Origin of the sequence: Pseudomonas syringae (genome assembly GCF_002157375.1) — a bacterium.
Lineage (GTDB): Bacteria > Pseudomonadota > Gammaproteobacteria > Pseudomonadales > Pseudomonadaceae > Aquipseudomonas > Aquipseudomonas syringae_T.
In genome coordinates, this window is record NZ_MTSA01000014.1 from 116,077 (window position 1) to 135,724 (window position 19,648).

The following is a 19,648-nucleotide window of genomic DNA, read 5'->3' on the forward strand; positions in this document are numbered from 1 at the left end:
CGGCGTCTAAGCCCCCGTAGCTCCTTCGCTGAAGGCTGTGTGGACTCACTCCCCGTGTGCCTGACCTTCATGTTCCTGTTTTTCTCCATTGGTGCAGCCTGTCGGGACGCCGGGTTCAACGGGCTTCAGGCTTTGACCATGACCTTTACGGTGCATGCCGCGCCGCTGCAGGTGTTCATTGCCCAGCATGGCGAAAACCTCACGATCATGTCGATCCTGTTCACCACCCTGGTGGTCAACTTCCGGTTTCTGATCATGTCGTCCGTACTGACAGAGCATTTCAAGGGCGTGCCGCTGTGGAAAGCGTTGCTCTCGGCGCAATTGCTCTCGATTTCAACGTTTACCCTGTCCAATGCCAGAAAAGACAAGATCGCCGACATCTACGACTACTACCTCGGCTGCGGCATCAGCACCCTGACAATCGCAATTATCGCAACCGGTCTCGGGTTCTGGATCAGCGGAGAGCAAAACCCCTTCATGCAGTCGGTCATCAGCGTGATTCTGCCCATCCACTTCACCGTACTTGCTTCACTGGCATGGCCGAAGCTCAAACCGCTGATTGCAACGATTGCTGGCTTCATATTGACCCCTATCGTTGGCAGCTACCTTCACGAATACCAGATCTTCGTGGTCCCTTTTGTGTTGGGTGGCGCGCTGCTGCTCTGGGACGAACTGTTTGAACGGAACGCAAAATGAATAACTGGACGATTATCCTCATCGCGTCGGTCGGGTCCTACGCACTGCGTGCCCTTCCCATCCTGGTCTTTCACAAACTCCAGATAGCGTCCGACGGGCTCATCTACCGCTTTTTGAACTACGCGGCGTTTGGCGTCATGGGCGGCATCATTTACTCCGCGTTGCTGGGCGAAACGTATTACAGCAACTTGATGGGCCATTTCAGCAATCACACGGTGCTGCTCAAGCTGGCAACTCTTTGCCTCGCGGTGTTCATCGCTGCACGGTTCAGAGGCGTATTCAAAACCCTCTTTATCTGCCTTGGCTTTTTCATCGCCATGACCTTTCTTACAGGAGTTTGATACGATGCCCAGCACCTGCCCACCACTGCCTGACCTCCAGACGCTGCAAGAAAAACACACGCGTTTCTGCGAGCGCCTCGACCCCATCAACATGACCCGAGGGCTGCCCTCGCCAGAGCAGATATCCCTGTCGCGAGACTTTCTCAGCCTTCCGGGAACGCATCAGTTTGCATCTGCTGATGGCCAGGACTGGCTTAACTACGGCGGGCTTCAGGGCGTCAAGGAAGTGCGTGACCTCTTCGGCCCCGTCATGCTGAACCTCCCGGGTGATCAGATTGCTATCGGCGAGAATTCCAGCCTGTCATTGATGCACGAAGCCATTGCACATGCATGGATCAAAGGCTTTCCCGGCACATCGCCTTGGGGCAAAGCCGATAAGGTCCGTTTTATCTGCCCGGAGCCTGGCTACGATCGCCACTTTTCAATCTGTGAGTATTACGGGATAGAGATGATCCCCGTCGCCATGAATGAACATGGCCCGGACATGGATGAAGTCGAGCGGATTGTCGCGTCCGACCCCAACGTGCGAGGCATGTGGTGTGTGCCCAGGCATGCCAATCCCAATGGGGCGACCTTCAGCGAGGCGGTGGTCAGCCGACTCGCACGCATGACAACGGCGGCTCGGGACTTCAAGTTATTCTGGGACAACGCCTACGCGGTCCACGATTTTGACATGCCGGGTCCGCAAATAAGCAATATCTACGAAACATGTGTCAGCAATGGCAACCCTGACCGTCCGATCATGTTCTCATCGACGTCGAAAATGGTCGTTCCGAGCGCCGGTATCGCCATGATTGGAGGCAGCCCTGAGACCGTTCGCTGGTGGCTGGCATGCCGTCAACATAAAACCATTGGCCCAGACAAGGTCAATCAGGTCAGGCACCTGATGTTTTTTCAGACGCCAGAAAACCTCATCGCACACATGCAGCGCCATGGCCAGTCTCTCGGCTCAAAGTTTGATCGAGTCTTGCGCACCTTCAGTCGAGAACTTGGGGGTATTTCGGGCGTCAGTTGGTCAACACCGCTTGGCGGCTACTTCATCTCGCTTCTGGTGCCCGAAGGGCTGGCCGGACGCGTGGTTGCGATTGCTGCGCAGGCAGGGGTGAAAATGACCCCGGCGGGAGCGACCCATTGTCACGGCCTGGATACCACAGGACGCCATCTGCGAATCGCGCCCTCCTACCTCAACCTTGCACAGATCGACCAGGCGGCCGAAGTCATCGCCAACTCGGTACTGCTTGCCTGCGCCGAACAGAAGGCTAAAGGCTAGCGCTGCGGCAGGTGTTGCATTTGAAAAGGGCTATCGAGTGCCATTGGTGCAACAGCGGGCCAGAAAACCGGTAGAAGATTGTCGAGCAACGACGGCGACCTGGAGTACCATGCGAGCCTGCTCCCAGCAGGCTTTCCACCAGGAGATACTCGAAATGGACTCATTCATGGACGCTCAGGCCTTACTCGCGCTGACCACACCGTCATCGGCTGCACCCACTGACTGTAGCTGCCTTCAGCGGGATCTCGCGGGCTGGAGCAGTTGGCCAGTGGGCTATCATGAAGAGGCGTTCAAAAAATTGGGAACGCTGGCGCAGTACTCACCTGAAGAAGCGACCATCGATGAATATCACCCCGAGGGCACGCTTTATTGGTCGCCTGACGCTCCGATAGCTCCTCGCTATTACCCTTACAACCAATCCACCGTCTGGCAGTGCGACCAGTGCCGGCGCATCTACCTGCGCCACAACGATGACGGCGCTTATCATGTCGAGCGGCGTATTCGTCTGGTTCAACCGCACCTGATAACAGACGCGCAACATGCCAATGAAGGGCGCGACGCTGGTTGCTGATTGACGCGTTGCGGGGCGTGGCAAACCGGTGGACCGGGCACGTGCCGGGCAAATCTCATCGAGGCCAGACCGGCTCGCTCTGATATATTGATGTTCATCACGTATTAATCATCCGGTCTCGCAATGCCCATCAATTTTGATCTCAACGACCTCCAGGCATTCCGCGCCGTGGTCGAGAATGGCAGCTTCCGCAAGGCAGCGGACACTGTGCAGATCACCCAGCCGGCCCTCAGTCGTCGCATAGAAAAGCTCGAATCCGCACTGAATGTGAAGCTGTTCGAACGCACCACGCGCAAGGTCAGCCTGACCACTGTCGGCCGCGCCTTTCTGCCTCAGGTCGAGCGAATTCTGGACGACCTGGACATCGCCTTGATGACCATCGGCGAGGTCGGCTCCACCCGGATGGGCAATGTCACCATCGCATGCGTGCCGTCAGCGGCTTACTACTTCCTGCCGCAGGTCATCAGCGCGTTCCACGAGCTGTTTCCAAAAATCAGAATCAAGGTCATGGACGCCAGCGCCAACGAGGTCAATAGCGCGGTTGCCTTGGGCGAGGCAGATTTCGGGGTGAGTTTCAGCGGCAACCTGGCGCCGGAGGTCGACTTCGAACTGCTTTTGCAGGAGCACTACGTGATGGCGTGCCGTCGCGATCATCCGCTTGCGACACGGCAAAGTGTCAGTTGGGACGAGATGTACCGCTTCGACTATATAGCCCTGGACATTACTTCAGGTAACCGGCTGGTGCTGGATCAGGCACTGATGTCCTCACGCCCGCAACGGGAAAGCATCTGCGAAACGCGGCATGTCACGACCATGATCGGTCTTGTGGAGGCCGGGCTGGGCGTGGCAGCGGTGCCTTCGATTGCCATGCCGATGACCGCTCACCCGTTTCTGGTGAGCGTGCCATTGGTTGAGCCTGAAGTGGTCCGTAACGTAGGGCTGATCAAACGTCGGGGCCGAACGCTGACACCTGCCGCCCTGGAACTGGAACGGCTGGTCAGAAGAATGCCGTCTCGATCAGTCGGGAACTGAATCCAGACCCGTCGACTGCACGGCGGCCTGCGCTTTGGGCGATGCGAGGTACTCCAGCAAGGCTTTGGCCTGCTTCGGATGCTCCGCATTGACCGGAATGCCTGCCGCGTAACGTGTGATCGACTGGACGTCTTCCGGAATCTTCGCCACGAATGTCACGCCGGGGATCGGCAACAACTCGGCAACCTGCTGAAAGCCCAGTTCGTAGTCCCCTTTGGCAACCACCGAGGCGACCGGAATGCGCTCGATCATTTTGCTTTTCGGCGCAAGCTGTTGCTGAATGCCCAGTTTCTTGAACAGCTCTTTTTCGATGTACATGCCACTGGCGCTGTCCGAGTACGCGACCGACCGGGCCTTGAGCAGCGTGTCTTTCAGCTCGCTGTCGGTTGCGATCGAGGGCTTGGCTGCGCCCTGCTTCACGACCATGCCGATGCGCGAATCAGCCAGTTCGACGCGCGATGCCGGATCCACCTTGCCCTGCTTGATCAGGTCGTCGAGCGCATAACCCACCATGATCACCACATCGGCGTGCTCGCCCCGGGCCAGGCGATTGGGAATAGCCTCGGGTGCCTTGCCCATCGAAGGGCCGAGAATGGTCTCCAGCGTGTCACCGGAAGACGCTGCGTATTGAGGACCGAGCAGCGAATAGGCGGCAGTAAAACCACCGGAGGTCATGACCTTGAGCTCTTCGGCCTGAGCCGCGGCGCTGACTGCAACACAGCCCAGAAACAGCAGTGCCAGTTGATGTTTATGCAATGATTTCATCTTCATTTTCCTTGATTACACAGCCAATTGCGGGCGGGCTGAAATGTGTCGGTACAGCACCAGTGTCGCGCCCAGCGCGCACGCTGCAGCGAACGTCATCCAGTAAGCAGGCGCGGCCTTGTCGCCGGTCAGGTGGATGAGCCAGGTCGATATGGCCGGGGTAAAACCACCAAAAACCGCCGTCGCCAGGCTGTAGGCCAGAGAGAATCCGGCAACACGAACTTCTACCGGCATGATTTCAGCCAGCGCGGGGATCATTGCGCCGTTGTACAAGCCGTAGAGGCACGAGAACCACAGCAATACTTCCAGCATGTGACCGAAGCTGGGCGCCTGAGCGAGGAAGGACAGTGCGGGGTAAGCACTGACGATGGTCAGCAGCGTCATTGCCACCAGCAGTGGCTTGCGCCCGAAACGGTCACTCAGCATGCCGCCGATGGGCAACCAGACAAAATTGGACACACCGACCAGCAAGGTCACCAGCAGCGCATCACCAGTACTCAGGTTCAACACGGTTTTGCCAAACGTGGGTGCGTAGATGGTGATCAGATAGAACGTCGTTGTCGTCATCGCAACCATCAGCATGCCTGCAACCACTACGCGCCAGTTCTGCAAGAGGGTCGCAAACACCTGGCGCATGCTTGGCCGGTGCGTGCGGGTGGCGAACTCTTCGGTTTCCTGAAGGCTGCGACGCAGCAGGAAAATGAACGGAATGATCAGGCAGCCGATGGCGAACGGAATCCTCCAGCCCCAATCGGCCACTGCCGCGGGGGCCATCCACTGATTAAGGGCATACCCCAAGGCAGCAGCAACGACGATAGCCACCTGCTGACTGCCGGATTGCCAGCTGGTGTAGAAGCCTTTGCGACCCGGCGTGGCCATCTCGGCCAGATAAACCGACACCCCACCCAGCTCGGCTCCGGCCGAGAACCCTTGTAGCAAACGCCCTATCAACACCAGCGCCGGTGCCCAGAGCCCGATGCTCGCGTAGCCGGGCACCAACACAATGAGCAGCGTGCCGCTGGCCATGATCGACAGGGTCACGATCAAACCTTTGCGGCGCCCCACGTCATCGATGTAGGCACCGAGAATCAAAGCACCCAGTGGACGCATAAGGAAGCCCGCACCGAAGACTGCAAACGTCATCATCAGCGAGGCGAACTCGCTGGTCGCGGGGAAGAAGACAGCGGCGATTTGAGTGGCGTAAAAGCCAAACAGGAAAAAATCGAACTGCTCGAGGAAGTTGCCTGAGGTGACGCGAAATACCGCGCCGGCCCGGGACCGGGCGGACGCAGTTTTATGAAGGGATGAGCCGTTCATGTTTATTCTCCAGCGATCTTATTAGAGTGCTTGTCAGCGCTTGTGATCGAGGAGTCTGCCGGACACACTTTGAAACGATAAGTGCTATATTTTCATGGATTGATGTTCAACCGTTATATATCAGCCGAACGCTGATCCGCACAGGCTGCTCGCCTCTGCATCTGACCTTGAGCGTGCCGTGCGGCGCATCGGCGCGGGCGCCAGCCAGGCAAACGTCATGCACTTTCGCGGCAAAGCCACACGCACGCTCATGAATTCTTTATCATTGCTCATGTTTTGTTGGCAGAGTCGATCATGAAATTCGCCATTTCGCTTTTTTCCGCCGCGCATGCGCCCTCCTCTCGGCGTGCTCTGCTGTTCGCAAGAGCTGCGCTCGCCGGCGGCCATGAGATTGTCCGGCTGTTTTTTTATCAGGACGGCGTTCACAGCGCTTCGGCCAATGTCGTGACACCACAGGATGAACAGGATATAGCGCTGCAATGGCGTGATTTCATCGCCGAGCACAGCCTGGACGGTGTGGTGTGCATTGCTGCCGCACTGCGTCGTGGCGTGCTCGATAGCCAGGAAACCGAACGTTACCAACGGCCAGCGGCGAATCTGCATGAGCCGTGGGAATTGTCTGGGCTGGGCCAGTTGCACGATGCGGTGCAATCGGCTGATCGCCTTATCTGCTTCGGAGGACCGTGAAATGCCCCGATCATTATTGATTGTCAGCCGGCAGTCGCCGTGGTCCGGTCCCGGCGCCCGTGAAGCGCTGGACATCGTGCTGGCGGGCGGTGCATTCGATCTGCCGGTCGGCCTGCTGTTCATGGATGACGGCGTTTTTCAATTGTTGCCACAACAAGCACCGACAGCCTTGCAGCAGAAGGACCTGACCGCAAACCTGAAGGCCCTGTCGATGTTTGGCGTCGAAGACTTGTATGCCTGCGGGCAAAGCCTTGCAGAGCGCGGTATTGCCACCAGCACCCTGAGTGAGGAGATCAATCAGTTGCCAGCCCGGTCCGGGTTGTCGGCACTTTTTGACCGCTATGACGAGGTGATTACGATCTGATGGCTACCTTGCACGTTCTTTCCCACTCCCCCTTTGACGACAATCGCCTGGACAGCTGCATGAGCCTGCTGGGCGATGAGGACGGTTTGTTGCTGTGTGGCGACGCCACTTATGCACTGCTGTTCTCCGGCGCTCGCTTGCAGACCCTGCAAACGCTGATCGGCTCCGCCAGGTTGTTTGCGCTCGATGAAGACATCAAGGCGCGCAACCTGACGCTTCTGCCTGGCATAGACAGCATCGACTACCCGACTTTCGTGGAACTGTCGCTGCGCTTCGACAAGGTCAATACCTGGTTATGAAACAGTTGATCATTGGAGGACGCAGCATCGAGCTGGACAAGGACGGGTTTCTCAAGGACCTCAACGACTGGTCAATGGACGTTGCTCATGCACTGGCTGCCGAGGAAGGCATTGTCGTGAGCGCCGAACACAGCGAGATTCTGCAGTTGCTGCGGGATTTCTACGACGAGTTTCAGCTTTCGCCCGCCACCCGGCCGCTGATCAAATACACCGCGCTCAAGCTGGGCGTGGAAAAAGGCAACAGCCTGCACCTCAATCGCCTGTTCAATGGCACCCCCGCCAAACTTGCCGCCAAGCTGGCGGGCCTGCCAAAGCCGACCAATTGCATATGACCGATTACGCCCCACTGGTGACCGAAACGCCAGAAGAACATCCCTTTGCCCCTTTCGTCCGCATTCTGGGCAAAGGAAAGCGCGGCGCGCGCAACCTGACCCGCGAAGAAGCACGCGAGGCGATGGGCATGCTGCTTGATGAAAAGGTCGAGGACACGCAGCTCGGCGCATTCCTGATGCTGCTGCGGCACAAGGAAGAAAGCCCCGAGGAACTGGCAGGTTTTACCGAAGCGCTGCGTGAGCGTCTGAATGCCCCGCCCATACCGGTCGACATCGACTGGCCGACCTATGCCGGCAAAAAGCGTCATCTGCCGTGGTACTTGCTGGCCGCAAAATGCCTGGCGCAGAACGGCGTGAAGATCCTCCTGCATGGCGGTGGCGCACACACGGCGGGCCGCCTGTACACCGAGCAGTTGCTGGGTCTGTTGAACATCCCGCTGTGCCGCAACTGGGCATCGGTAGGCACCTCGCTCGAGCAAGGCAACCTGGCGTTCATACCGCTCGCGGACTGGGCACCGCAGTTACAACGCATGATCGACCTGCGCAACACGCTGGGCCTGCGCTCGCCGATCCACTCACTGGCGCGCATTCTCAACCCGTTGCAGGCCCGTTGTGGCCTGCAAAGCATCTTTCATCCGGGCTATCAAAGCGTGCATCGCGATGCCAGCAGTCTGCTGGGCGACAACGCCATCGTGGTCAAGGGTGACGGCGGCGAAATCGAGATCAACCCCGACACCATCAGCCATCTGTACGGCACCACCGGCGGTCAGCCGTGGGACGAGGAGTGGCCAGCGCTCTCCCCGCGTCGCCATGTCAAACCGGCAACGCTGGATCCGCAACAACTGCTAGCATTGTGGCGCGGTGAAACAGAGGACAGCTACCCGCAACTGGCCTTGATCTCGACCATGGCACTTGCCCTGCGCGGTCTGGGCGTCGTCCGTGAGGAGGCGTTTCGGCAGGCGCACGTGTTCTGGGATCGCCGCGACAAAACCCTCTGACTTATCGGCTGCGGCGATGACCAAGGTCCATAATCCTGCGCTTTTCAGATCGAACTGATGCGCCTGAGCTGACCTCCAAGTTTCATCACTCAGCAACGGGAGTCAGACATGGGCCTTCTGGTCGAAGGACGCTGGCAAGACCAGTGGTATGAAAGCAGCAAAGACGGCGCTTTCCAGCGCGAAAATGCTCAGCGCCGCAGTTGGGTGACCGTGGACGGGCAGCCGGGGCCTTCCGGTGAAGGTGGCTTTGCTGCCGAAGCAGGTCGCTACCACCTTTACGTGTCACTGGCGTGCCCTTGGGCCCACCGCACGCTGATTCTGCGCAAGCTGAAAGGCCTGGAAAATCTGATAGATGTTTCAGTTGTCAGTTGGCTGATGCTGGAAAACGGCTGGACCTTCGATCAGCAGAAAGGCTCCAGCGGCGATGCACTGGATGATTTTCAGTTCTTTCACCAGCGCTACACGGCCGATGACCCTCGATACACGGGCCGGGTCACGGTTCCGGTGTTGTGGGACAAACAGCAGCAACGCATCGTCAGCAACGAATCGGCGGAAATCATCCGCATGTTCAATTCCGCGTTCGACGAACTGACCGGCAATACGCTGGATTTCTACCCCCCGGCGTTACAGCCGACCATTGACGAACTCAACGAGCAGATTTACCCGAACGTCAACAACGGCGTGTATCGGGCAGGTTTTGCGACGTCGCAAGGCGCTTATGAAGACGCCTTTGACGATGTATTCGCCGAACTCGATGCGCTGGAAAAGCGCTTGGGTGAGAAGCGTTATCTGGCCGGCGAGCACTTGACCGAGGCCGACATCCGCCTGTTCACCAGCGTGGTTCGCTTTGATGCGGTGTATTACAGCCACTTCAAATGCAACCTGCGGCGCATTGCGGACTATCCAAACCTGAGCAACTGGCTGCGCGAGCTTTACCAATGGCCGGGCATCGCCGAGACGGTGGACTTTGAGCACATCAAAGGCCACTACTACGGCAGCCACCGCACCATCAACCCGACCGGCATCATTCCAAAGGGGCCTGCACTTGACCTGCAAGCCGCTCATGATCGTGAGCGGCTGTCCGGAAAGGGTGTCTGGAGCCAATAGGCGCCTGCCCGCGAAGGCTAATAGCTGGAAAGCCGGATAGCCCTGAACGGGGGCTATCCCCTTCAGGCATCAGAGCGTCGCCTGAGCGCCTTCGAACCAGGCCAGCTTCTCACGTAGCTTGACCACTTCACCGATGATCACCAGCGTGGGCGCATGAACCTCATGCTCGGCAACCATCTGCGGCAAGTTGGCCAAGGTGCCCGTGAACACCCGCTGATTGACGGTAGTGCCCTGCTGAACCAGCGCCGCCGGCGTATCGGCAGAACGACCGTGCCTGATCAGTTCCTCGCAGATGATCGGCAAACCGATCAGCCCCATATAGAACACCAGCGTCTGAGCGGGCGCCACCAGATCAGACCACGGCAGGTCTGTCGTACCGTTTTTCAGGTGGCCGGTGATGAAACGCACAGACTGCGCATGATCACGATGCGTCAGCGGTATGCCCGCGTACGCCGCGCAACCACTGGCAGCGGTAATGCCTGGAACCACCTGAAACGGAATACCGTGCGCGGCCAGCTCTTCGATCTCTTCGCCACCACGACCGAAGATAAAGGGATCGCCACCTTTCAGGCGCACGACCCGTTTGCCTTGTTTGGCCAAGGCAACCAGTTGCTGATTGATCTGTTCCTGAGGAACAGCATGCTCTGCACGACGCTTGCCGACATAGACACGCTCGGCATCGCGACGGCACAGGTCAAGAATGGTCGGTGCCACAAGACGGTCGTACAGCACCACATCGGCTTGCTGCATCAGGCGCAAGGCACGGAAAGTCAGCAGGTCGGGATCACCGGGACCAGCCCCCACGAGATAGACCTCACCGGTTTCCGGAGGCGGCTCACCCGCGATCTTGGCAATCAGCAGACGCTCGGCCTCGGCCCCCTGCCCGGCCAGCTGGCGATCGGCAATGGCCCCCTGAAAAACCTCTTCCCAGAAGGCGCGGCGCTGCTGCACGTTCGGAAACAGGCCTTTGACTTGATGACGAAAACGCGCGGCAAGCCCGGCAAGTTGCCCATAAGTAGAGGGAATCCAGGTCTCCAGCTTGGCACGGATCAAACGCGCGAGAACCGGCGCGTCGCCGCCACTGGACACGGCGATCACCAATGGCGAACGGTCAACAATGGCGGGAAATATCACGGTACACAGCGCCGGAGCATCCACCACATTGACCGGCACGCAACGCAGCCGGGCATCGTGGGAAACCTGAGCGTTGAGTGGTTCGTCGTCCGTCGCGGCAATAATCAGCACGCAGCCATCAAGGTCGCTTTCACTGTAACCACGCAGGATCAACTCACCGCCGCTGCTTGCGACCAGCTCACGCAACTGGGTTTCTATTTCCGGTGCGACCACGCGCAGCACCGCCCCGGCATCAGCGATCAGGCGGGATTTGCGCAGGGCAATCTCACCGCCACCGACCACCAGTACCCGGCTGCCACGCAGGTTATGAAACAGCGGCAGAAACTCCATTTAACCGATGACCTCAAGGCCACCCATGTACGGTTTAAGCACATCCGGCACACGAATCGAGCCGTCGGCCTGCTGGTAGTTTTCCAGCACCGCAACAAGTGTACGGCCCACTGCCAGCCCGGAACCGTTGAGGGTATGGACCAGCTCCGGCTTGCCGGTTTCCGGGTTGCGCCAGCGCGCCTGCATGCGACGCGCCTGGAAATCACCACAGTTGGAGCACGAAGAGATCTCGCGGTACTTGTCCTGACTCGGAATCCACACTTCCAGGTCGTAAGTCTTCACAGCGCTGAAACCCATGTCGCCGGTACACAGCGCCAGCGTACGGTACGGGAGCTCCAGCAACTGCAGAACACGCTCGGCGTTGCCGGTCAGCGATTCCAGGGCGGCCATCGAGTCGTCCGGCGCAACGATCTGGACCATCTCGACCTTGTCGAACTGGTGCTGGCGAATCATCCCGCGCGTGTCACGGCCCGATGCGCCGGCTTCGCTGCGGAAGCATGGCGTGTGGGCAACGAACTTGAGCGGCAGTTGTTTTGCGTCAAGAATTTCACCGGACACAATGTTGGTCAGCGACACTTCAGCCGTCGGGATCAGGTACAGATCGGCTTCACCTTCGCGCGAGATCTTGAACAGGTCTTCCTCGAACTTCGGCAGTTGACCCGTGCCTTGCAGCGCAGGTGCCTGCACCAGATAAGGCGTGTAGGTCTCTTCGTAGCCATGCTCGTTGATGTGCAGGTTGATCATGAACTGCGCCAGTGCGCGGTGCAGGCGCGCGATGGGGCCGCGCAACAAGGCGAAACGCGCGCCGGACAGCTTGGCGGCGGTCTCGAAATCCAGCCAGCCGAACTTTTCGCCCAGCGCGACGTGGTCCTTGACCTCAAAATCGAAGGCGGTCGGCGTGCCCCAGCGACGCACTTCAACGTTGCCTTCTTCATCGGCGCCTACTGGCACTGACTCGTGAGGCAGGTTCGGAATATTCAGCACCAGCGCGTCCAGCTCGGACTGGATCGCGTCCAGCTCGACCTTGCCTTCGCTCAGCTCGTTGCCCATACGCTCGACGTCTGCCATCAACGGTGCCGTGTCTTCGCCCCGTTGCTTGGCCTGACCGATGGACTTGGAACGTGCATTGCGCTCGGCCTGCAACTGTTCGGTGCGGGTCTGCACCACCTTGCGCTGGGCTTCCAGCGATTCAATGCGAGCCACATCCAGTGTAAAGCCACGGGAAGCCAAGCGATCCGCTACGTCCTGAAGTTGAGTACGTAACAGTTTGGAATCGAGCATATCGTTCTCTCGTCTATCAAAGTCTGGTCAGGGACAGGCCAACCCAGGTCGCGAGCAGCCCGCCGAATACACTGATACCGGCATAGCCCAGAGCCAGCGGTACTTGCCCGCTTTCCAACAAGCGCAGCGTATCCAGTGAAAAGGATGAAAAGGTCGTAAGACCGCCTACAAAACCGACGATAAGGCCGGCACGAATTTCGATGGGGACTTCCGGGCGTAACAAAAACAGGCCGTACAGCACACCGATAATCAGACAGCCGACAATGTTGACGGCCAGCGTTGCCGCATAGAAATAACGCGGCCAGTTGGCACTGACCCAGGTGCCGGTGGCGAATCGCAATAATGTACCAGCGATCCCGGCAATCGACACCGCAAGAATGGTTTGAATCATCACTTTCTCCGCTTGCGAGGGCTGGCCTCGTCCAGTGCGCTCAGGTGCCTGAGCTTTTCACCAATCTTCAGCTCGAGGCCGCGAGGCACTGGCTGGTAATACTGACGCGGTGCCAGTTCGTCCGGAAAATAGTCCTCGCCTGCCGCGTAGGCGTCCGGCTCGTCGTGGGCGTATCGGTATTCTTCGCCATAACCGAGTTGCTTCATCAGCTTGGTCGGCGCGTTGCGCAAGTGCAGCGGCACCTCAAGAGACCCGTGCTCGCCGGCTTCGCGCATGGCGGCCTTGAATGCCATGTAGACCGCGTTGCTTTTAGGCGCGCAAGCCAGATAGACAATCGCCTGCGCCACTGCCAGTTCACCTTCGGGGCTGCCAAGGCGCTCCTGAACATCCCACGCCGACATGCACAACGGCAACGCACGCGGGTCGGCATTGCCGATGTCCTCGCTGGCCATGCGCACCACACGACGAGCGAGGTACAGCGGATCGCAGCCACCGTCGATCATCCGCGCGAACCAGTACAGGGCTGCATCGGGGTTCGAACCGCGTATGGATTTGTGCAGCGCCGATATCTGGTCGTAAAACGCTTCGCCCCCCTTGTCGAAGCGACGCCGACTGTCGCCGAGCAGGCTCTGCAACAACTCGATGTCAATCTCACTGCCGTCCTCGGCCAGATCGGATGCATTCTCCAGCAGGTTGAGCATGCGCCGCCCGTCACCGTCAGCGGCTGACATCAGAATCGCAAAGCCTTCGTCACTCAGGGTCAGTTTGCGCTGACCCAGCCCGCGGTCCTCGGTGAGCGCGCGATTGACCAACTTGCGCAGCGCCGCCTCGTCGAGGCTCTTGAGCACGTAGACACGGGCTCGGGACAGCAGGGCGTTATTGAGCTCGAACGAAGGGTTCTCGGTGGTCGCACCAATGAAGATCAGCGTGCCATCTTCAACGTACGGGAGGAACGCATCCTGCTGCGACTTGTTGAAACGGTGGACTTCGTCAACGAACAGGATCGTGCGCTTGCCATACTGGCCGGCCTGCTGCCTGGCAACCTCGACCGCCTGCCGAATCTCCTTGACCCCCGCCAGCACCGCAGAAACAGTCTCGAAATGCGCATCCGACACTTTGGCCAGCAGCCTTGCCAGGGTGGTCTTGCCCACACCCGGCGGCCCCCAGAAAATCATCGAGTGCAAAGCGCCTTGTTCCAGCGCCTCGCGCAAAGGCTTGCCCTGTGCGAGCACGTGCTCCTGACCAACGTATTCGTCCAGATTGGTAGCACGCAAACGTGCAGCCAGAGGCTGAGCTATCGGTTCGCGGCTGAACAGATCCATGATCAGGAATAGGCCCTTTTACTCTTGAATGACATCAGCGCCCTTGGGAATCTGGAACTGAAACTTGCTGGCGGCAATAGGCTCGTTGGCCTTGACGCCTGTGAACAGGATATTGGTTCGCTGACCGACGCTGTCAATCAACTGCATGTCGTTGATGATGCCGTTGCGAAACGACAGGCGAAGGCTGTCAAACAGCGTGTCCTTGGTCTTGGGCTTGAGCACGAAGTCGATCACCCCCCCCGCCTCCTTTGCGGTGATATCGAAGCTTTCGCTGATTTTGGACACATCACCGGACAGCAGCAATGCCGGCGTCTGGGTCAGACGCTGATCGAGTTTCTTGATAGTGACCTGCTCCAGGTCCGGGTCCCACAACGAGACCTTCTTGCCGTCAGAGACCATCAACTGTTCCTGAGGCGCATCGGTGTGCCAGTTGAACAGGCCCGGACGCTGCAACGCCATTTCACCGGTAGTCTCCTGCAATTGAGTCCCGCCACCGTCCAGGGTCAACTGCGAAAAGCGCGCGCTCAGGGTCTGGGACTTTTCCAGCAGTTGCGTCAGACGGGCCACGTCCTTGCTGTCGGCATGGGCGGGGATCACGGAGAAGGTCAGTGCGGTGGCCAACAGCATGCGGATAAGACGCATGGGATTCCTCTTTGGAGTCGATGATGGTACGGCGGCGCGCACTGCACGCCGCCGATGCAATCCGGGGTGATAGAACTCAGTCGCGAACAGGGCCAGGGGCCAGGACTTCACGCGATCCGTTGGTATTCATCGAGGTTACGACACCGGCCATTTCCATTGCCTCGATCATTCGTGCGGCGCGGTTGTAACCGATCTTGAGCTTGCGCTGTACGGCGGAAATCGATGCGCGACGGCTTTCAAGCACGAACTTCACCGCTTCATCGTAAAGCGCGTCGCTCTCGCTGTCCTCACCGCCCTCGCCACTGCCGCCGTCGAAGCCGCTACCGGCCTCTTCCACGCCCGCAAGGATGTCGTCGTTATACTCTGGAGAACCGCGCAGTTTCCAGGCCTCCACCACACGATGCACCTCTTCATCGGAAACGAAGGCACCGTGTACACGGATCGGCAGGCTGGTGCCGGGCGGCATGTAAAGCATGTCACCATGACCCAGCAACTGCTCGGCACCACCCTGATCAATGATGGTCCGGGAGTCGATCTTGCTCGACACCTGAAACGCCATGCGCGTCGGGATGTTGGCCTTGATGAGACCGGTAATGACATCCACCGACGGACGCTGGGTGGCCAGAATCAGGTGGATACCGGCAGCACGGGCTTTCTGGGCAATACGCGCGATGAGTTCTTCGACCTTCTTGCCGACGATCATCATCATGTCGGCGAACTCATCGACCACCACCACGATTGTGGGCAGTTTGGTCAGCAGCGGTGCTTCGTCGTGGATGCTTTCGCGCTTGTACAACGGATCGACCAGCGGCTCTCCGGCATCCTGGGCGTCTTTGACCTTCTGGTTGAAACCAGACAGGTTACGCACGCCCATTTTCGCCATCAGCTTGTAGCGGCGCTCCATCTCGGCGACGCTCCAGCGCAACGCGTTGGCAGCGTCTTTCATGTCGGTTACAACCGGACACAACAAGTGCGGGATGCCTTCGTAGATCGACAGCTCAAGCATCTTCGGGTCGATCATGATCAGCTTGGCGTCTTCCGGGCCGGACTTGAACAGGATCGACAGGATCATCGCGTTCACACCCACCGACTTGCCGGAACCAGTTGTACCTGCCACCAGCAAGTGGGGCATTTTTGCCAGATCAGTAATGACCGGTTTGCCACCGATATCGTGCCCCAGCGCCAGCGTTACCGGCGACTTGGCATTATCGTATTCCGGCGTCGACAGGACCTCGGAAAAACGCACGATCTGGCGGTCTTCGTTCGGGATCTCGATACCTACGGTGGTCTTGCCTGGAATCACCTCAACCACACGCACGCTGGTCACCGCCAGCGAACGCGCAAGGTCTTTGGCCAGATTGGAGATGCGACTGACCTTGACGCCTGCAGCGGGCTGGATTTCGTAGCGCGTAATGACCGGACCCGGGTGAATGGAGTCTACCGACACCTCGACACCGAACTCCTTGAGCTTGATCTCCAGCAAATGCCCGACGGCGGCCAGCGACTCTGGCGAATAGTTGAGCTGCTTCTTTTCTGCCGGGTCGAGAATCGAAATCGGCGGCAAGGTGCCTTCTACTGCGCTGTCAACGAACAGCGGAGCCTGTTTTTCCTTCAGCACGCGCTTGCTGGGTTCCGCTGGCTTCGAAGGTGCCGGAGCAATGACAGCAGGCACGTGCTTTTCGCGCTCGGTCATGTGCTTGCTGAGCGACACTTCGCGCTCCATGAGGCGCTCTTTGGCTTTGGCCTGCTCACGACGATCGGGGGCAACAGGCGCCACCACGTCATGCACCCGCATATCCACCTCACGCAACTGGGCAACCATCTGCTTGCGCTCAGCGCGTGCTGTCCACCAGCGGTTGGCCGCACCTTGAAACAGCTCGAAAAGATCCAGCGTGATCTTGCCGGTGACGTCCATCACCTTGAACCAGGAAAGGTCGGTGAACACCGTCAGACCGAATAGAAACAGAGCGATGAACAACAGGGTGCTGCCCTGAATATTCAGCGCTTTCTTGGCCAGATCACCCAGCACTTCGCCCAGCACACCGCCTGCCGACCCCGGGAAACCGGCCGAAAAATGAAAGTGGATATGCGCCAGTGCCGCGCCCGCCAATATCAGGAACACGAGCCCGATCAGACGCCAGGAGAAAAGCCAGCCGCTCCACTGCCACGGCTCATGGCGGTGCCGGAACACTTGCCAGGCCTTGATGGCCAACAGCAACGGGAATATGTAGGCGAAATAGCCGAGGATCATGAACAGGATATCGGCACAGAACGCACCTGCACGCCCGGCCGCATTCTGAACCTGCGCCGCGTTGCTGCTGGTATGGCTCCAGCCGGGATCGCTCTGATCGTAGGTCAGTAACGCCATCATCAGGTACAGGCACAGAGCGCCAAAGGCGATCAGGGCCCCTTCCTTGAGCCGATAGTGCAATTGCTGCCGCCAAAGCGGGACTGCGCTGGGTGCTGGGGTGGATTTCTTCAAAACGCTTTATTTCCTGCGCTGGAGCGCGAACATCTCGTTGATTGACTAAAAACGCTGGCCGAACGGCAATGGCTGCTCCCGTATGAACAGGGATCGCAGGCACCGGGAAGGCCGCTTGCCAGACGCTTGAATGATAACGCCCAAAAACGGCATTGTACGGCTTTACACCTGCCGGGGTCTGTACGAAAACGCCTCAAACCGACTTGGGACGTATGCCGACCCCCGGAAAGACCGGGCACGCCTTCATGTTTACCGACAGTGTTCAATTTGAGCATGCATTCCGTTTTGTGACAAAGGCTTATGACGTGATTCTGTCAACGGCCCGCAACTTTCAGGGTGACGCCACTTGCGTCGCATATGCGCTCTACCGAAAGCACAGGGTACGCGCCATAATGACAACCGCTTGTGACCACGCCTGCCGAATAGAGTTGCACCGGCAGGCCCGTGCGCCCTCCCCTTCCGCAAAGTCGTGATGCCATGCTGACCTGGTTAAACCGCAACAGCCTTGACTTCCCCACGCTGGACAAAGCCCTCCGCGAGCCGAACGGACTGCTTGCCGCAGGCGGCGACTTGTCGGCAGACCGCCTCATCAAGGCTTATCGACACGGCTGTTTCCCTTGGTTTCAGGAGGGTCAGCCAATCCTGTGGTGGTCGCCAGACCCGCGCACGGTGCTTTTCCCCGAAGAGCTGCATGTTTCCCGCAGCCTCGCCAAGGTTCTGCGCCAGTCTCGCTACAGCGTGACCTTCGACAAGGATTTCGCCAGCGTGATCAGGGCCTGCGCTGCACCGCGCAGCTACGCCAACGAAACCTGGATCACGGGCTCGATGCAGGACGCCTATCTCGAACTGCATCGCCGTGGGCACGCCCACAGTGTCGAAGTCTGGCATCAGGGCGAACTGGTGGGCGGGCTTTACGGCCTGGCAATGGGTCGGTTGTTTTTTGGAGAGTCGATGTTCAGCCGCGCAGACAATGCATCCAAAGTGGGCTTCGCCACGCTGGTGGAGCACCTGACGGCTTGGAGATTTGTGCTGATTGACTGTCAGATGCCCACCGGACACCTGCAAAGCTTTGGCGCACGCTCGATTTCTCGTCAGGATTTTGCAGGCTACCTCACGCAGCATCTGGATCAGCCGACCGACGCGGATTGGTTATCTAGGCGAGTTTGACAGGCTGGCATACACTCATGAGTAGGGATTTACCATTAGGCGGCGATCATGACAGAGCTGGCAAGGCTGAAATTTTATGCCACTCAACCCCACACCTGCAGTTACCTGCCCGAAGAGCAGGCGACGACCCTGTTTCTGGACCCCAGCCAGCCTATGGATGTGCAGGTCTACGCCGACCTGTCGGACATGGGATTTCGCCGCAGTGGCGATCATCTTTACCGCCCACACTGTCAGAATTGCAGCGCCTGCGTGCCGGCTCGCATTCCGGTGAAGCTGTTCGTGCCCGACAGGCAGCAGAAACGCATTCTGAAACGCAATGCCGACGTTGAGGTACACAGTGCAAAGCCGGTGTTCACTCAAGAATATTTTGATCTCTATCAGCGCTATATCGAGCAGCGCCACGCCGACGGCGACATGTTTCCGCCCAGTCGCGAGCAGTTTTCGACCTTTCTGATTCGAGACCTGCCTTTCTCGCGGTTTTACGAATTTCGCGTCGATCAGCGCTTGCTGGCCGTTGCGGTCACGGACGTGCTGCCCAACGGGCTTTCTGCGGTCTACACCTTCTACGAACCTGATGAAGAGCGCCGCAGCCTGGGTCGCTACGCCATCTTGTGGCAGATCGCCGAAGCCGCCAGACTTGAACTGCAGGCGGTGTATCTCGGTTACTGGATAAAGAACTGCAAAAAGATGAATTACAAGACTCAATATCGCCCCATTGAGCTACTGACCAATCAAAGATGGGTCACTCTGTACTGAACCCCTTGGCTTAAACAGGTTTTTTCGGGCACAATGCACGCCGCTTTTGCCTGGCGCCACTTGCACCGGGCCACTCATTTGTATACCGAGGGCTTTACTGCATGTCGAAAGAAGACAGCTTCGAAATGGAAGGCACTGTCGTCGACACCCTGCCCAACACCATGTTTCGCGTGGAGTTGGAAAACGGGCACGTCGTAACCGCGCATATCTCCGGCAAGATGCGCAAGAATTACATCCGTATTCTGACCGGTGACAAGGTTCGTGTAGAACTGACGCCCTATGACCTGAGCAAAGGGCGGATCACCTACCGCGCCCGTTAATCAGGCATTGACGAAAACGCCCGGCATAAGCCGGGCGTTTTTGT

Annotated in this window: 22 protein-coding genes; 14 read left to right on the forward strand and 8 right to left on the reverse strand. The window is 58.7% G+C overall.

Going from position 1 to position 19,648, the window contains the following annotated elements:
• Positions 1 to 39 precede the first annotated feature (39 nt).
• The 5 genes from BW686_RS18610 (at position 40) to BW686_RS18630 (ending at position 3,910) form a co-directional block, all read left to right on the forward strand.
• The gene (locus BW686_RS18610) at positions 40 to 696 is read left to right on the forward strand and encodes an AzlC family ABC transporter permease (RefSeq protein WP_256898876.1); all 657 of its coding nucleotides are present in this window, start codon (positions 40 to 42) and stop codon (positions 694 to 696) included.
• Complete coding sequence (locus tag BW686_RS18615; RefSeq protein ID WP_084918990.1) at positions 693 to 1,037, forward strand: AzlD domain-containing protein; 345 nt, start codon at positions 693 to 695, stop codon at positions 1,035 to 1,037. The genes BW686_RS18610 and BW686_RS18615 overlap by 4 nt, the downstream gene beginning before the upstream one ends.
• Before the next feature lie 4 nt (positions 1,038 to 1,041).
• Complete coding sequence (locus BW686_RS18620; RefSeq protein WP_084918991.1) at positions 1,042 to 2,307, forward strand: aminotransferase class I/II-fold pyridoxal phosphate-dependent enzyme; 1,266 nt, start codon at positions 1,042 to 1,044, stop codon at positions 2,305 to 2,307.
• 154 nt (positions 2,308 to 2,461) lie between these two features.
• Entirely contained in the window at positions 2,462 to 2,878 is a 417-nt protein-coding gene (locus BW686_RS18625) for a hypothetical protein (protein WP_084918992.1), read from the forward strand.
• Between the two features lie 123 nt (positions 2,879 to 3,001).
• The gene (locus BW686_RS18630) at positions 3,002 to 3,910 is read left to right on the forward strand and encodes a LysR family transcriptional regulator (protein WP_084918993.1); all 909 of its coding nucleotides are present in this window, start codon (positions 3,002 to 3,004) and stop codon (positions 3,908 to 3,910) included.
• Here the strand turns inward: BW686_RS18630 and BW686_RS18635 are convergent.
• A complete protein-coding gene (locus BW686_RS18635; RefSeq protein ID WP_084918994.1) occupies positions 3,896 to 4,675 on the reverse strand; it encodes a substrate-binding domain-containing protein in 780 nt (259 codons plus the stop codon). The genes BW686_RS18630 and BW686_RS18635 overlap by 15 nt on opposite strands.
• 15 nt (positions 4,676 to 4,690) lie before the next feature.
• Complete coding sequence (locus BW686_RS18640; RefSeq protein WP_084918995.1) at positions 4,691 to 5,992, reverse strand: MFS transporter; 1,302 nt, start codon at positions 5,990 to 5,992, stop codon at positions 4,691 to 4,693.
• Between the two features lie 294 nt (positions 5,993 to 6,286).
• On the opposite strand from BW686_RS18640, the gene tusD reads away from it, so the two are divergent.
• The 6 genes from tusD to BW686_RS18670 all read left to right on the forward strand — a co-directional run bounded on the left by tusD (position 6,287) and on the right by BW686_RS18670 (position 9,779).
• Positions 6,287 to 6,679, forward strand: a complete 393-nt coding sequence (gene tusD, locus BW686_RS18645; protein WP_084919042.1) for a sulfurtransferase complex subunit TusD — start codon at positions 6,287 to 6,289, stop codon at positions 6,677 to 6,679.
• Position 6,680: 1 nt separating this feature from the next.
• A complete protein-coding gene (tusC, locus tag BW686_RS18650; RefSeq protein WP_084918996.1) occupies positions 6,681 to 7,043 on the forward strand; it encodes a sulfurtransferase complex subunit TusC in 363 nt (120 codons plus the stop codon).
• The gene (tusB, locus tag BW686_RS18655; RefSeq protein ID WP_084918997.1) at positions 7,043 to 7,342 is read left to right on the forward strand and encodes a sulfurtransferase complex subunit TusB; all 300 of its coding nucleotides are present in this window, start codon (positions 7,043 to 7,045) and stop codon (positions 7,340 to 7,342) included. The genes tusC and tusB overlap by 1 nt, the downstream gene beginning before the upstream one ends.
• Complete coding sequence (locus tag BW686_RS18660; RefSeq protein ID WP_084918998.1) at positions 7,339 to 7,674, forward strand: TusE/DsrC/DsvC family sulfur relay protein; 336 nt, start codon at positions 7,339 to 7,341, stop codon at positions 7,672 to 7,674. The genes tusB and BW686_RS18660 overlap by 4 nt, the downstream gene beginning before the upstream one ends.
• Positions 7,671 to 8,672, forward strand: coding sequence for a glycosyl transferase family protein (locus tag BW686_RS18665; protein WP_084918999.1), 1,002 nt, complete (start codon positions 7,671 to 7,673; stop codon positions 8,670 to 8,672). The genes BW686_RS18660 and BW686_RS18665 overlap by 4 nt, the downstream gene beginning before the upstream one ends.
• A 108-nt stretch (positions 8,673 to 8,780) precedes the next feature.
• Entirely contained in the window at positions 8,781 to 9,779 is a 999-nt protein-coding gene (locus BW686_RS18670) for a glutathione S-transferase family protein (protein ID WP_084919000.1), read from the forward strand.
• A gap of 69 nt (positions 9,780 to 9,848) precedes the next feature.
• Here BW686_RS18670 and cysG read toward each other — a convergent pair whose 3' ends face one another.
• From cysG to ftsK, 6 genes are all read right to left on the reverse strand, one after another.
• A complete protein-coding gene (gene cysG / locus BW686_RS18675; RefSeq protein ID WP_084919001.1) occupies positions 9,849 to 11,243 on the reverse strand; it encodes a siroheme synthase CysG in 1,395 nt (464 codons plus the stop codon).
• Positions 11,244 to 12,524, reverse strand: coding sequence for a serine--tRNA ligase (serS, locus tag BW686_RS18680; RefSeq protein WP_084919002.1), 1,281 nt, complete (start codon positions 12,522 to 12,524; stop codon positions 11,244 to 11,246). It lies immediately after the preceding gene.
• A gap of 16 nt (positions 12,525 to 12,540) precedes the next feature.
• The gene (gene crcB / locus BW686_RS18685) at positions 12,541 to 12,915 is read right to left on the reverse strand and encodes a fluoride efflux transporter CrcB (protein WP_003405077.1); all 375 of its coding nucleotides are present in this window, start codon (positions 12,913 to 12,915) and stop codon (positions 12,541 to 12,543) included.
• The gene (locus BW686_RS18690) at positions 12,915 to 14,237 is read right to left on the reverse strand and encodes a replication-associated recombination protein A (RefSeq protein ID WP_084919003.1); all 1,323 of its coding nucleotides are present in this window, start codon (positions 14,235 to 14,237) and stop codon (positions 12,915 to 12,917) included. The genes crcB and BW686_RS18690 overlap by 1 nt, the downstream gene beginning before the upstream one ends.
• 18 nt (positions 14,238 to 14,255) lie before the next feature.
• Positions 14,256 to 14,879: an outer membrane lipoprotein chaperone LolA gene (gene lolA, locus BW686_RS18695; protein ID WP_084919004.1), complete on the reverse strand. Its 624-nt coding sequence runs from the start codon at positions 14,877 to 14,879 to the stop codon at positions 14,256 to 14,258.
• Between the two features lie 76 nt (positions 14,880 to 14,955).
• Entirely contained in the window at positions 14,956 to 17,361 is a 2,406-nt protein-coding gene (gene ftsK / locus BW686_RS18700) for a DNA translocase FtsK (RefSeq protein WP_084919005.1), read from the reverse strand.
• A gap of 477 nt (positions 17,362 to 17,838) precedes the next feature.
• Between ftsK and aat the strand changes: the two genes are divergently transcribed.
• The 3 genes from aat (at position 17,839) to infA (ending at position 19,604) form a co-directional block, all read left to right on the forward strand.
• Positions 17,839 to 18,528 (forward strand): leucyl/phenylalanyl-tRNA--protein transferase, encoded by a 690-nt coding sequence (aat, locus tag BW686_RS18710; RefSeq protein WP_084919006.1) that lies wholly within the window; start codon positions 17,839 to 17,841, stop codon positions 18,526 to 18,528.
• Between the two features lie 48 nt (positions 18,529 to 18,576).
• Complete coding sequence (locus BW686_RS18715; protein WP_084919007.1) at positions 18,577 to 19,284, forward strand: arginyltransferase; 708 nt, start codon at positions 18,577 to 18,579, stop codon at positions 19,282 to 19,284.
• Between the two features lie 101 nt (positions 19,285 to 19,385).
• Positions 19,386 to 19,604, forward strand: coding sequence for a translation initiation factor IF-1 (gene infA, locus BW686_RS18720; RefSeq protein ID WP_002553999.1), 219 nt, complete (start codon positions 19,386 to 19,388; stop codon positions 19,602 to 19,604).
• The last annotated feature ends 44 nt before the right edge of the window (positions 19,605 to 19,648 follow it).

Excerpts from the sequence above, each read along its gene's own strand:
- tusC (WP_084918996.1), top strand. The coding sequence starts at position 6,681 with ATGCCCCGATCATTATTGATTGTCAGCCGGCAGTCGCCGTGGTCCGGT.
- infA (WP_002553999.1), top strand. The coding sequence starts at position 19,386 with ATGTCGAAAGAAGACAGCTTCGAAATGGAAGGCACTGTCGTCGACACC.
- BW686_RS18670 (WP_084919000.1), top strand. The coding sequence starts at position 8,781 with ATGGGCCTTCTGGTCGAAGGACGCTGGCAAGACCAGTGGTATGAAAGC.
- BW686_RS18715 (WP_084919007.1), top strand. The coding sequence starts at position 18,577 with ATGACAGAGCTGGCAAGGCTGAAATTTTATGCCACTCAACCCCACACC.
- lolA (WP_084919004.1), bottom strand. The coding sequence starts at position 14,879 with ATGCGTCTTATCCGCATGCTGTTGGCCACCGCACTGACCTTCTCCGTG.
- BW686_RS18615 (WP_084918990.1), top strand. The coding sequence starts at position 693 with ATGAATAACTGGACGATTATCCTCATCGCGTCGGTCGGGTCCTACGCA.
- BW686_RS18660 (WP_084918998.1), top strand. The coding sequence starts at position 7,339 with ATGAAACAGTTGATCATTGGAGGACGCAGCATCGAGCTGGACAAGGAC.
- tusB (WP_084918997.1), top strand. The coding sequence starts at position 7,043 with ATGGCTACCTTGCACGTTCTTTCCCACTCCCCCTTTGACGACAATCGC.
- serS (WP_084919002.1), bottom strand. The coding sequence starts at position 12,524 with ATGCTCGATTCCAAACTGTTACGTACTCAACTTCAGGACGTAGCGGAT.
- cysG (WP_084919001.1), bottom strand. The coding sequence starts at position 11,243 with ATGGAGTTTCTGCCGCTGTTTCATAACCTGCGTGGCAGCCGGGTACTG.
- BW686_RS18640 (WP_084918995.1), bottom strand. The coding sequence starts at position 5,992 with ATGAACGGCTCATCCCTTCATAAAACTGCGTCCGCCCGGTCCCGGGCC.
- BW686_RS18665 (WP_084918999.1), top strand. The coding sequence starts at position 7,671 with ATGACCGATTACGCCCCACTGGTGACCGAAACGCCAGAAGAACATCCC.
- BW686_RS18620 (WP_084918991.1), top strand. The coding sequence starts at position 1,042 with ATGCCCAGCACCTGCCCACCACTGCCTGACCTCCAGACGCTGCAAGAA.
- tusD (WP_084919042.1), top strand. The coding sequence starts at position 6,287 with ATGAAATTCGCCATTTCGCTTTTTTCCGCCGCGCATGCGCCCTCCTCT.
- BW686_RS18630 (WP_084918993.1), top strand. The coding sequence starts at position 3,002 with ATGCCCATCAATTTTGATCTCAACGACCTCCAGGCATTCCGCGCCGTG.
- BW686_RS18635 (WP_084918994.1), bottom strand. The coding sequence starts at position 4,675 with ATGAAATCATTGCATAAACATCAACTGGCACTGCTGTTTCTGGGCTGT.
- aat (WP_084919006.1), top strand. The coding sequence starts at position 17,839 with ATGCTGACCTGGTTAAACCGCAACAGCCTTGACTTCCCCACGCTGGAC.
- BW686_RS18690 (WP_084919003.1), bottom strand. The coding sequence starts at position 14,237 with ATGGATCTGTTCAGCCGCGAACCGATAGCTCAGCCTCTGGCTGCACGT.
- BW686_RS18625 (WP_084918992.1), top strand. The coding sequence starts at position 2,462 with ATGGACTCATTCATGGACGCTCAGGCCTTACTCGCGCTGACCACACCG.
- crcB (WP_003405077.1), bottom strand. The coding sequence starts at position 12,915 with ATGATTCAAACCATTCTTGCGGTGTCGATTGCCGGGATCGCTGGTACA.